Here is a 13,646-nt window from a genome sequence, read left to right as displayed (position 1 = left end):
AGGAAAAAATTATGAAAGCTAAAAAAATTATTTTAGTAGGTGCTGGAGCTGTTGGTTGTTCATTTTTATATTCAGCAATGAACAGAGGACTTGCTTCAGAATACGGAATTATTGATGTTAACAAACAAAATGTTGAAGGTCAAGTATTAGATTTTGAAGATGGTAGTGCTCCAATGGATTATCCATTCAATGTTTTTGATGCAACATACAAAGATTGTAAAGATGCTGACATTGTGGTAATTACAGCAGGAAGACCTCAATTACCAGGTGAAACAAGATTAAATATGGTTGAAGGTAATGCAATCATTATGAAAGATATTGCTGAAGGAGTTAAAAAATCAGGATTTAAGGGGATAACTGTTATTGCTTCAAACCCTGTTGATATTTTGACATTGGTATATCAAGAAGTAACAGGATTTGATAAAAAATCAATCATTGGTTCAGGAACATCTTTAGATTCAGCTAGATTAACTAGAGAGATTTCAAAAAGAATTAACATTGCTCCTCAATCAATTCAAGCTTATGTAATGGGAGAACATGGAGATTCATCAGTTTCAGCATTTTCAGTTGCTACTGTTGGAGGAGCTCCTTTATCATACTTTGTGAAACAAAAAAGAATTGATGAAAAAGAATTTCCAAAAATTCATGAATATGTTTGAAGAAAAGCATATGAAATTATTGATAGAAAAAGAGCAACTTTCTATGGAATTGGAGTTAACTTAGCTAATATATGTGAAAACATTATTAGAGACTCAAGAAAAGTTTTAGCTGTTGGTGCTTATTTAGAAGGGCAATACAAAAACTCAGGAGTTTATACAGGAGTTCCTGCTGTTATTAGGGCAAATGGATTACAAGAAATTATTGAATTACCAATTAGTTCAAGCGAACAAAAACAATTTGATAAATCTGTAAAACAATTAAAAGAAGTTGTTGAAAAAGCTAGACAAGCTATTAAATCTAAAAATAAGAAAAAATAATTAATTAACGTTTCTTAATTAGAAAATTATGAATTTAGCATTTAATGCCATATAATGATAAAATTAATATATGCATAAATTTAATTATGCTTAAAAAAATTTAAGGAGAATTGTATGGCAAAAAAAAGACTAGAAACCAAGAAATTAATTGCTTTAATTTTATTATTATTTCCTATATTTTCTATCATTGGTGTAATCATTTATGCTATTGACATGATTAAAGGAAATTGATCATTTTTAGAATTAATTGTTTTAATTTTATGTATTCCTTTTGGTTTCTTTGCAGCAATATTCTTATGATTAAATGCATTGGGAATTTTAAAATTATAAGTATTAATTTTAATTTTAAAAAAAATATAAATTAACATATTCTAATAAAGAATATGTTTTTTTGCAATTGTGATTACAATTTGGGAAAAAATCAAAATCACATTTTGGTTTTTTTAATTTTTATTTATTATAGAATATTCTTTTTTTCATATCAAATATTGTTGACTTCAAAAAAGAATAATGTAATTTATTCTAAATTTCTTAATTCTTTTTTAATGGTTGGCAATAATTTAATTTGTTTAACATCTTTTTCAAGAACACTTAGTCTTTGATCAACTTTTTGATTAAATTCCTTTTGTTCTTTTATAAATTCTGTCGCATCTGACATAAACTCTAATACTTTATTTTCAAAAGATGATTTTTTCACTTTATCTTTATCTCCAGTAATTTTAATTTAAGAAAATATTATTTTATGTCTTTATAAATAAATTATCTTTTATGATTTGTATTTTTTTTAAAATCATCTTTATGAAAAGATTCAAGAACACTTAGTCTTTGATCAACTTTATGTAGTCTTTGATCAACTTTATGGTTGAATTCCTTTTGTTCTTTTATAAAATCAACTACTGAATTATTAAATTCCTTTTGTTCTTTTATAAAATCAACTACTGAATTATTAAATTCCTTTTGTTCTTTTATAAATTCTGTCGCATCTGACATAAACTCTAATACTTTATTTTCAAAAGATGATTTTTTCACTTTATCTTTATCTCCAGTAATTTTAATTTAAGAAAATATTATTTTATGTCTTTATAAATAAATTATCTTTTATGATTTGTATTTTTTTTAAAATCATCTTTATGAAAAGATTCAAGAACACTTAGTCTTTGATCAACTTTATGTAGTCTTTGATCAACTTTATGGTTGAATTCCTTTTGTTCTTTTATAAAATCAACTACTGAATTATTAAATTCCTTTTGTTCTTTTATAAATTCTGTCACATCTGACATAAACTCTAATACTTTATTTTCAAAAGATGATTTTTTCACTTTATCTTTATCTCCAATAATTTTAATTTTATAAGATTTCTTTGTTTCTTCTAATAATTCAATTTTAGGATCATTAGATAGATTTAATAATTCATTCATCTTTTTCTTACTAATAATTGACATGATTTAAATTTTATCAAAGTTGAAATAGAAATTTATTCCTAATTTTCTTTAATTTTCTTCTTTTGTTATTTTAGTCGCAAAAGATAAATATTTACATCATAATAATAGATCTTATAAGAATATTTTTTTATTCTATAAAGAATCTAATAATTCATTCATTAATGTAAAGATAAAATTAATTTTTTCTAATTCTTTTTCAAATATAAATTGAAGTGTCCTTTTTGTCTTTATTTATTTTACAAGGACAGCCAGAGAGAAATCTCTGGTTTTTTTATTTATTGGTATTTAATTTGATAACTTTATAGATTAAATAAAATATCAATCAAAAAGCGTTCATCATGAGATAATTTATTTAGTTTTTTTGACATCCTTTCCACCTTTTTTGGGTTGGATTGTGATTACAATTTGTGCATATTCTAATAAAGAATATGTTTTTTTATTTCTTTTACTAATATAAAATTAATCAATATTTTTAAATTAATTTGCATCAATCTTAATATTTAAATAACTAATCAATACTAATTTAATAATAATGTTGCAATTAATCAAATTAAATAAACAATTAATTGACTAATATAAAAAAACCAACACTAAGTTGGTTTATGTTTTATTTAAAATTAATATTTATTTTTTTAACTTTTTATTTCTTGCTACAAAGTAAATGATTGCAAATATACCTAGAGTTGCAAGTGAAGCTACACCAATACCAACATAAGTAAGTAATGACATGTTATCTGATTTATCTTTTAATCCAGATACTGTAGGGGCTTCTCAAACATATGAAGAAGACATTGTTGGATCTTGATATTTAATAGTAATTTGATCACCATTACTTAAAGTTCCAGGACTAATTAATCAATTTCCATCACTACCTAAAACTTGGTTTCAATTAAATTCTATATCATTACTATAGAATGTTAGATATCCTTGATCTATTAAGTATTTCATGGTGTATTGTTCACGTGTAATACTTGAAGTATTTACTACAATAGTAGTAATATCACGGCTTGAAATCATATTTCCTTGACCATTAATTCCGGTGTAACCAAAATTCATAACATTCATTAATCTAATGAATTCTTCTTCAGTAATTGAAGTGTAACTATCACTAATTCTCTCTGGCAATCCACTAATTAATAATCCACTATTTTCAGGATAATCATTAGTTGTTGGATTTTGACCAATACTATTTGCTACAACTGTTGTACTGATATTACCAACTTTAGCTACTTGACTAAAGCTATAAGTATTATTATTAGCATTATGTTTATCCATATTAGCAACTGTGTTGTAATATGCTTTTTCTACAGGGGCACCTGTTGGAGCTACTAATTTTCATTCAACTTTATCACCATTTGATAAATCATTAATTGATTCATAATCATTAGTTCAATCTTGTTTTACTTCTTTATTAGCATTTCAAACTCTTACCATGAATTTGTATCCTTGTAATAAAGTAGTAACTGGAATGTGGTTGTCTTGATCATCATAAGGATTATCAACAAAGATTTCAAATTGACCTTCACCATTGAAGTTTCCACTTTGTTGAACTCTCAAGTATTGCAATAATTCTTCATCAATATCTGCTTCATATAATCCACTAATAGTAAATACTAAAGGTGAAGGTTGTTGAGCATAAATTAAATCATTTTCATTAGCAGAAACAATTTCAATTCTGAAACGATCTCCATTACTTAAATTTGTAATACTACTTAAATCGTTGCTTTGAATAATTTGTGATGCTCCATTTATTGGAGTATAAGTAGTTTTTAGAATTACTTTAGAACCAAAGTCCGTTTTGAATTTGATTGAACAATTTCACCTATAGTGGTCAATTCAGTTGGATTAGAATTTTGACCTTCTTGTCTAGTTACTTTATACATATATTTCAATTTAGATTGACCATTAATTGGACTCTTACCAGGATTTGCACTATTTTCATATACATCATTAATATTGTTAGGTTCTTTAATGTAATTAATGAATTCTTCTGAATTAAATGTATAACGAATTAACTTATTATTTTCAATTGGGAATTTGATTTGTGAATCAATTGTGTAATCTTTAGTTACATTTGGAGTATCCACATAGTAATCATAAACATCTTGATCATTAGGATCTGAATTACCTTTTTTGTTAGTAAATTGAATAGCAATATCTTGGAATTTAAAGAAGCTGTATAATGCATTAGATTCTCCATTATTTAATTCCAAAGTATAACTATTAGCATTAGTTTCTACTAATTCATGAGATCTTTGAATATTTGATGCTTTAATTGGTTTTGCTAAAATACCATTGTCTTTTTGTCCTTGTTGGTAAAGAATAGGAATTGGTTGACCTTGAGTATCTGTAATTTCTTGACCATCAGCATTTTTGTAATATCCATCTTGATCAGAATTGGTTTGGTCTCTTTTTACAAGTCTAGATCCATCACCAGAAACTAATACTTGATTTTGAGCATCAATATAAAATTCTGTAAAGTAATTTAGTTGTAATGAAACATTTAAGTAATCATCAGTATTAGCTGCTCCGCTATTATTAGATCTTTTTAAACTAATTTGATCTAGCATAGCATAACCATCTAAACCATATGATGCTGATTCAGCAGCATCAACATTTCTTACTTTTAATGTTGCTCAATCAACATCAATATTATCTGTATGAACTTTATAACCAAATACTCTGATTTGATCAGTTGCAGCATGATTATTATCTTTTAATACATATCCATTTGGATTTGTATCAGAAGTTAATTGATCTTTTTTAATTCTAACTGCTAACATGATATAGTCATTAACTTTTAAATGGTAGTTTAAATTAGTAATAGTTGTATCATCACTTACTTGTTTTCATACATTATATTTATCGGATGAACTTTCATTATAAGTATCTAAATCTTGTAATGCTTTTTGTTTTACTTCATCATTAGCATCATTAGCAACATAATATACTAACTCTAATGCATTTTTTTGATCTTGAGGCATTGAAGTTGCTCATGAAGTTAAGAAACTACTAAATGAATTAAAGGTTTGACCTGTTTTTTGAATTGCTAATTGGAATGCACCTTCACCATTGTATCATTGAGCTTGTTTAGAAGTATTTAAGAATTTAATGTTAATTTCATTTGAAGCTAATGGGTTAACAATAGCAACTGAAATTTTAATATTAATTTTTTTATTAGAATTAGTTTCATCAGTAGCATATTCTAAAGTATTATTTGTTTGTTTTTGATCATTTCAATACAAGTCATAATCATTATTTATTACTTTAAATTGCATTGCAAAGTAACGGTTTGTATATGAACCATTTAATAACATAGATTTTTCTAATGGTGTTCCCGGTGTTCATACTTTATTAGCATCAGAATAGCTGGCAGTTTTGTCATTTTTATATAAAATGCTAAATAAATTACTTGAAGAATAAGGATTTAATAAAGAATTTAATTCATTATATTGCTTAATATTTAAATAAGCTTTATCATCGGTTCCAGCTACTGTGAAATTAGCAGCTTGATAAGGTGCTAATTTATTTAAATTAATATAACCTTTAACACCATTATTCAATGTAGAAGAAATTAATTCTTTACTAATATTATTACTATTATCTTCATTGATATTAGTATTATCTACTTCTAATAAATATCTTGGATTTTGAGTATTATTTACATTAGCATTCAATGCAAAACGAGCTTTAATGTCTTCTCTTAAAATAATTCAATTTGTATTATCTTTTGCTCCAGCAGCACTTTGCAAATGACTAGTAAAAGTATCTTTGATATATCAATTTATTCCATCATAAGTATATTCAATTTGAATGATACTTGTTACTGGCATCATGCCGGTATTTGTAATTTCTGTAATTGCGGCAGTTTCATCAATATTTAATTCTTTTAAATTACCTGTTAATATAATTTTTTCTAATCATGAAGAACTTACTTTTAAAGCAACTTGAATTTGTGAAGCATCTAATTTAAAAGGAGGAGAATAACTGTCATTATTTGAGCTTTTTCCTTCAAATACATAAGCATCACCAACTTTGAATCTAATTCAGAAGTTTCTATATGAATCTATTGGTTTTGCATCATTTAAATTATCTTTTCAACTATTTTCATCAGGATTATTTGTATCATTTACATTTGCTTTATTATTATATTGAACAGTTAATCCTTGAGGTAGTTTAGATTTTCACTCGCTTAAATTAGTAATAGTAAAGTTTTCTTGAGATCCGGTTAATTTTAAATTATCTACAATTCAGTCATTTTGTGTTTCGGTTGTATTATTAATATAAACTTGAAAATCAGATTTTGATGTTAAGTTTTCTTGATTAATAGTTTGATAATTTGTATTAGATAAAATATATTTATTAACTCCATCTGATTTGAGGGTTGTCTTTAATATAGTATTTTGCTAAAACAGCATTAGTATTATAGTTAGTTGTTGAACTTGAAAGTATTTCATTTAATTTATCAAATGTATATCAAATTCCATCTTCAGTTGTACTTGAATCACTGATATTTTCTTCTAATTTAATATTATTCAATGAAAATCTAATTTCTAGATGAAGATCGCTTAAATCACCTAGTGCTATATAATTGTTTTTAATTTCATCAATAATGGTGGTTATAGTTGTTGTAATACTATTACTATTAGAAATATTTTTTGTATTACCTTCAAATTTTAATTGATTTAATTTGTTCAAATCAACAGTTATTGCAACAGGAGCTAATAATTGTAAAGTAACTAGATTTTGTTCTTGAGTTGTTGAAGTAATTTCTTTATTGTTATTTATTTTAATGGTTATATTTGGATTTGTATTGCTTGCATATTCAAAACCAAGATGTAATGTAGGGTTATTTTGATTATAAGTATTAACATTTTCTTTTCTATTTCAGTTATTATCCATATTGTTATTAAATTTAAATGTAATACCTAAAGTTTGTAAACGATTTGCTATTTCATCATATGTCTTACCATGTAAAAATCCACTACCTACATTACCGGTCATAGCAGGTGGAGTAAAGCTTTGAATTGTTCCTGCTTGACCATTTTGTAAAACTACTGAAGTTTTATTTGATTTCAATACATTAATATATGATGAAAGATCAATATAAGTTTTAACTTGATTTGTTTGAACTTGTCCTTCTAAATTAGTATTAGGATTAGTTGAATTTAGAGAACTAACAAAAATAATTTTATCTGATTCATTCTTTTTCTCGAATTTAGCATTAATTTTAAGACCTCTAGTTCCATCTCATAAATAAATGATTCCTAAATTTACTCCTGAATAATCATTTATCATAGATTTTAATGTAATTACTAAATCTCTTGCTATATATCAATTATTATTTCCCTCAATTTGAAATTTAATTTCTACTTTATTTTTTAAACTTGAATCTGTTTGAAGAGCAGTAGATTTATTTAATATACTATCTTTTCAAGTAGTAATATCAGATTCTTGAATATCTTTTAGATAACCACTATTTGCAATAGTTAAAGAAACTTCATTAAATCAATTACTATCAACATCTATTAATGATGATATATTATTTAAATCTATTGAATGAACAGATGGGCCGCCTGAAGATGAACCCATTCCATAAATGTATTTATTGGAATCTGTTACAACAATTCTTACTTTTATACTTGAAGTTCCTGCGGGCACTGAAGTAGGTGCTGTATCTACTCAACCATTACTAATATCACCGCCAGAATTATCGCTATAGGTAATATCTTGTTTTAATGAATATTGAATTTTGATTCCTAAATCATTTGATGAATTAGAAGAAGCATCAACAAGCTTTTTGAATTACTTCAGGATAACTATATAGCAAATTACCTGTTGAACCAGAAACTTCTATATTATTTAATTCTTGTTCATATTTAGCCGCTTGAACATAGATTAAAATTTTATTTCTACTTGGATTGTTAGAATCACCATTCATTTTAAATGGTTTGGCTCCTTCAGTAGTTAAAATAAATTTAACTTCTTCCCCTTCAACTTTTTTAACATGTAAACGAGCTCAAATTATATTATTATAATTAGTTTCTGTTTGAGTTTGTAGATGATCTATAAGTTCCTGTCTATTATAAAAAGTTGTAGCACTTGAAGGTTCTACATTTGATAAAGCATATTGAATTTCAAGGTAATTTGTAAGTTCTTGTCAAACTGAATCTGATCCTCATTGACTATTTCCATCACTTTTAATGTCATTAATAATTGTTTGTTCTTTGCTTTCATTTATTTCAATTTTTCATGTGTTTCCACTAATATGATCTTTTCTAATAAAATTATTTTTAGTACCTTCTTGTAAGTTAATTAATATTGGAACATTTAAAATTAAATCAATTTCTTGAAGTTCACTTGTATTAATTCCATCTGGTGACAACGCCACATTATGTATATTATTAGAATTTGTTATTCTAATTTTTATTTTTCTAACATTAGGATCATATGAAGTAATTTCATTTTTATTGCTTGTTCAAGTATTATTATTTTTTTGATATTCAATACTAATACCAAACTTCACCATTAAAGCAACAATATCATCATATGATTTACCAAACAAGAATCCTTGTCCAATTGCTCCTGTCATAGCAGGTGGAGTAAAGCTTGAAATAGTGTTTGGTGCCGAACTATCTAAAATTACATTTGTTTTTTGTGTTCTTAATACACTAAATCAATTACTTAAATTTAAGAAAAACTTAATGTTAGTTTCTTGAACATAGTTTTTATTTTGATTTTGTTCAATAATTTCATATTTATCTTTTGCTGCTTCTTTTACAACTACTTTTACATAAATTTTGGTATTACCACTAGTATTAGATGTAGTTCAAATATCTATTATTCCTTGATCTGGATCAGAATAATTTTCATATTTTTCTTTTAATTTATTAAATAATTCACTAGCATCATAATAATTTTCTTCAGTGGCGTTTGGATCTAAAGAATATTTAAGTTCTATTTTATCTTTTAAAGAAATAGAACTTAATACTGAAGTTTGATAACTATTAGCTGCATTTTGTAAAACTGTCGAAGTAAAGTGACTAGAACCTAACAAAAAAGAATTTGCTCCAGTAGTATCAAAAGCTACATTATTTAAAATTCTTTCATAATCTATATGGATAGGAATTTGATCTAATGGAATAGCATCTGATACAAATACTCTATTATTTGATAAAGCTGAGGAAGAAACTATTTTATTTGAGTTATATTGGTTATCATTTGGTAAATCATTAAGAATAAATCTTACTTTTTGAATATTATTAGGTAGTATAGTTCCATTACTATTTGGAATAGTATATGAACCACTATTAAACATATTTTTTGCATTGCTATCAGTTAATATATTTGAATTAAAATCTTGTCATTGGTCTTGTTGTCCATCTAATAAATATTGGAACTTAACATATCTACCTACCATTTGATTGAATGAACCAAATCTCTTTTTAATTCAATCTAAATGAGTGCTTTTTGGAGTTAAAATAATTGAACTCATATCAGCACTATATTCAGCTGAAAACATTTTATCTGTTGTAGCAGTTTGTCCATCACACACTAAAATATCTGAGATATTAGTTTGTTGAGTTAAATAGGCAGTAAACTTATTATTTACTGGTATTGTTTCTCATGACTTGTTGATTTCACTATTTACTGAAAGACCAAATCCATATTCACTATTATTATCAAAATTTGGAGATGTTTGTTTATAAACCACACGACTACCTTGATATTCATCTCTATAAACATAACGAATATCATTTGTAGAATCATAAAACGCTTGCACTACTGTTCCATTGGTATCAGCAGGCATAGTATAAATAGTATTGTTTGAATTGTTTTTAAAATATGGATTAAGTTTTAAATATGCTTTAATGCAAATTTGACCTGGTGAATAAATATTATTTGTTGGATTATTAAGATCAGTTCCATACATTAAATTTTCTGCTTTTCATTTAATAAATTTATTTAATACTTCATTAAATGAAGTGGCACCTGTAGGTAAAAGATATTCGTTATTTGGAGGTTCAACTGGATATGTTTTTGTGAATAATCCACCTTCAAAACTTTCTAAATTTTGTTTTCATGTAGCATCTGCTTTATTTTCTGGATCATAATCAATTCCAAATTCTACTCACAATGGAGTATCTGCATTATTGTATAATGTATTTCCATTAATACCATTTCAAGTATAACTATAATTTCCACTACTTCCACTTCTTGTTCAAGAACCTAAGTTATGGGTCCCAAAAGTTCCTCCATATTTTCCTTGAGTAATACTGTTATGGTCAATAATTGGTAAAAGTATATAAAATTTATTTTGGCCATTGGTTCGGAAAGTACTCAATCTTACATTAGTTGATCAAGAATCTAGTAATTGTCATGAAGCATTATTAATAGTAACTGGATAGCTAAATGTAGTTACTTTATTTTTTTCTCCACTTGCTATAAAAGGGTTATTTCAATTATTACTATTTTCTAAAATAAATTGTAATTCTACTTTTAAAGTAGTTGATGCTTGTTGATTTGTATCAATTTTAGTAACTATTTTAGCTCTTTTAACAGCCATTGAATTGTAATTGGTAGCATTTTCCACTTGTCAATTTGAAAATAATTCTACAGATTTATTATTAGCTCCAAAAAAATTAGAGTCAGTTAATTTAGAATTCAATTTAGTAGCTACTGCTCTACTTTGATTATTAACATCATAATCATTTAACACTGTTTCATTACTATAAGCATTTGCACCCTTGGTTAAATTTTGATATGTTCTTGGGAATCATTGATTCAAATCAGCACGAGAGGTAATATAGTTAGTAAATGAATCATTATTTATTGTAGTTTTAATAAAACTACTTGATTTATTTGTCAAATTATCCATAGCAACAAAATTAGTAAGAGCTGGACTAATAAAAGCAATAGGTGTAGATTTTACAGCGTTATCTGCCCCCGAAATTTGTACATTTTTCTTTGTCCCTGTTGTAGGAAAATATAAATTTAGTTTATTATTTTGACCAGTTAAAGAATTAATATCAAATCAGAATCCATTTTTATATAGATCATAGATTCCACCTGATTTAGTATTATTATTATGATTAGTAGAAGCAACAAGTTGACTACTAATAGTTCCATATGTAGCATTAGAATTAGGAATAAAAAAATTACTTACTTGACCTGTACTGCTATTACCAATTCAAAAACTTGCATAACTCTCCTCTACACCACTATATCCAGAAAAAGCATCTTTATTATTACCACTTCCTCCAACTGGAATATTGTGTACATAGCTAGGTCTAGAAGCATAAATAATAGTATTATCAAATGGACTAACAGAAATTAGTCTTGAATATAATTGTTCAGTATAACTAGCATAATCACTTGCATTAGTTGTACTTGAATTTATTGCATTAGGTCATGGATATCATTTTAATGTTGAAGAATTATAAGGATTTGCGGTTGCTAAATTACTGCTAATATAATGATTTACTATTTTTTCCCCAAAATTAAATGATTTTGTTTTTGAATTAAAGATAACTGAACCTACATTTGATGCATCTGCTTTATCAATTCCCATTTGGAACACATTAAAGATTGGAAGAGAGACAGAGGAAGAATTAGGAGGTGATGCGTATGGATATGCAAATGTTATTACTCTTTCATCAAACATATTTCTAGTAGGTAATAAAAAAGCATTATTAAACTCATTGCTTCAATTATTGGTTCAAAAAGTTGATACATTAGAATTATTATTATTATTTTGTCCAGCATAAACTTTTAAACCTTTATTGTTGCTGCTTAAGTCAACATCTCCACTGGTGAATTTGCTAACTGTATTATTAGTAGTCTTTACTTTATATCATACATTATGAGAATATATTTTTTTATCATTTTCGTGAATTACAAAAGATAAAATATTAAATTCTATTGGATCATTTCCTGGAATAACAATAGGACTAGTAAGCGGATAATATTTTTTTTGTCCAGAGTAAAGATAATCTTTAAACACTCCACTTGAAATATCAATTGGTGTTATTGATGCTGAACTATTTCCATTTCTAACAGCTTCTATTTCGTCTTTTTTAATTCAAAAGAATTTTGCTAATCCATTATTGTTTGTTCAAATTTTTTGAGAAAAATCTTGAAGAGTTAATGAAGATTTATCACTTGCTCGCAATTTTAATATATTTGGAGTATAATATCAAATAATATCTCCATTTCCAAGTGTGATCATATCTTGATAATATAAATCTCTTTTTCACTCATTTGAGGCTCAATCTAGACCTTGTGCACTAAAAATACCATTAAAACTTCAAGAATGAGCATTATTAGGACCTTTGCTATTATATAACATTTTTCCTGTTGTTGCATCGTGGATGGTGAAAGTTATTTTGTAACTCTCATGACTCTCAGAAGTAAAATTTGCACCTATTCCTCCAGCCCCTGTAGGATCTTGAGTTCTTACAACAAAAATAGTGTTAGTTGCAAAATTATATTTAGCACTGTATATATTAATATCAGATTCATCATTAGTTCAAATAATAGAACCATCTCATCCAACTAAGGCTAAAGTGTTATTTCAATAGTCTTTGTCATTAGAGTTTTGTGAATCAAAAGTTCCTCCAGGATTTTTTGCAACTTGAGTATCATATTTTCCTAATCAACCATAAGGAGTAACCATTTGTCCACGGCTAACACTACTTAGTGGTACTAAATGATCTGTATTATGAAACATTTCTTTAGTAGCAATATTAATATTTGACATTTCTGTTCAATTTTGAGCTGCTCTAGATGAATTAATAAATAATTGATTTTGATAGTTATCAGCAATTTGCTTTCCTAAAGCAATAGCTATAGGTGAAATTGAAGCAAGAGCTAAAGTTGTCGCAATAGAAGATTTTAATATTGATCTTTTAGTATTCTTTTTCATATTCTCACCTCATTTAAAGTTTTAAGTCTGCTAATATACACTAACACGCCAAAATTTAATTACTTCTTGAAGTTATTAAATAAAAATAGCAAAGGTATATTAATAGAAATTAATGAACCTAACTAATGAGTTAAGATATATAAAATCTAGTAATTATAGGGTTTGATCATTTTTTTATCTATATTAAAAAAAATCATTTTTAAGATAAAAAACAACATTTTTTAAATGACTAAATATATTTCAAATTAGAAAGATTTAATACCATTAAATATAATAAAAATAGATTAATTAAATAAAAAATAC

At 25.9% G+C, this 13,646-nt stretch carries 10 protein-coding genes; 3 read left to right on the top strand and 7 right to left on the bottom strand.

From position 1 onward, the window contains the following. Positions 1-11 precede the first annotated feature (11 nt). Together ACJA29_RS00415 and ACJA29_RS00410 are read left to right on the top strand one after the other, a co-directional pair. The gene (locus tag ACJA29_RS00415; RefSeq protein ID WP_406602662.1) at positions 12-977 is read left to right on the top strand and encodes an L-lactate dehydrogenase; all 966 of its coding nucleotides are present in this window, start codon (positions 12-14) and stop codon (positions 975-977) included. A 114-nt stretch (positions 978-1,091) separates the two neighbouring features. Then, a complete protein-coding gene (locus tag ACJA29_RS00410) occupies positions 1,092-1,307 on the top strand; it encodes a hypothetical protein (RefSeq protein WP_406602661.1) in 216 nt (71 codons plus the stop codon). Between the two features lie 187 nt (positions 1,308-1,494). On the opposite strand, the gene ACJA29_RS00405 is transcribed toward ACJA29_RS00410, so the two are convergent. The 5 genes from ACJA29_RS00405 to ACJA29_RS00385 form a co-directional block, all read right to left on the bottom strand. Then, positions 1,495-1,674, bottom strand: a complete 180-nt coding sequence (locus tag ACJA29_RS00405) for a hypothetical protein (protein ID WP_406602660.1) — start codon at positions 1,672-1,674, stop codon at positions 1,495-1,497. A 62-nt stretch (positions 1,675-1,736) separates the two neighbouring features. Continuing rightward, entirely contained in the window at positions 1,737-2,006 is a 270-nt protein-coding gene (locus ACJA29_RS00400; RefSeq protein WP_406602659.1) for a hypothetical protein, read from the bottom strand. A gap of 62 nt (positions 2,007-2,068) precedes the next feature. Continuing rightward, on the bottom strand, positions 2,069-2,419 hold the full coding sequence (locus tag ACJA29_RS00395) for a hypothetical protein (protein ID WP_406602658.1): 351 nt from the start codon (positions 2,417-2,419) through the stop codon (positions 2,069-2,071). A gap of 624 nt (positions 2,420-3,043) precedes the next feature. Further along, the gene (locus ACJA29_RS00390; protein WP_406602657.1) at positions 3,044-3,976 is read right to left on the bottom strand and encodes a hypothetical protein; all 933 of its coding nucleotides are present in this window, start codon (positions 3,974-3,976) and stop codon (positions 3,044-3,046) included. A 218-nt stretch (positions 3,977-4,194) separates the two neighbouring features. Next, a complete protein-coding gene (locus tag ACJA29_RS00385; protein ID WP_406602656.1) occupies positions 4,195-6,255 on the bottom strand; it encodes a hypothetical protein in 2,061 nt (686 codons plus the stop codon). Between ACJA29_RS00385 and ACJA29_RS00380 the strand changes: the two genes are divergently transcribed. Continuing rightward, positions 6,254-6,406, top strand: a complete 153-nt coding sequence (locus ACJA29_RS00380; protein ID WP_406602655.1) for a hypothetical protein — start codon at positions 6,254-6,256, stop codon at positions 6,404-6,406. The genes ACJA29_RS00385 and ACJA29_RS00380 overlap by 2 nt on opposite strands. 375 nt (positions 6,407-6,781) lie before the next feature. On the opposite strand, the gene ACJA29_RS00375 is transcribed toward ACJA29_RS00380, so the two are convergent. Continuing rightward, positions 6,782-8,080 carry a hypothetical protein gene (locus ACJA29_RS00375; protein WP_406602654.1) on the bottom strand — a complete coding sequence of 433 codons (1,299 nt, stop codon included), beginning with the start codon at positions 8,078-8,080 and terminating at the stop codon, positions 6,782-6,784. Positions 8,081-8,195: 115 nt separating this feature from the next. Next, on the bottom strand, positions 8,196-13,343 hold the full coding sequence (locus ACJA29_RS00370) for a hypothetical protein (protein ID WP_406602653.1): 5,148 nt from the start codon (positions 13,341-13,343) through the stop codon (positions 8,196-8,198). Positions 13,344-13,646 lie beyond the last annotated feature (303 nt).

The sequence above is a fragment of the Metamycoplasma sualvi genome, assembly GCF_045276925.1.
Classification (GTDB): domain Bacteria; phylum Bacillota_I; class Bacilli_A; order Mycoplasmatales; family Metamycoplasmataceae; genus UBA710.
Note: the sequence above shows the minus strand (reverse complement) of the source record. Positions and strands in the feature narration are given on the sequence as shown.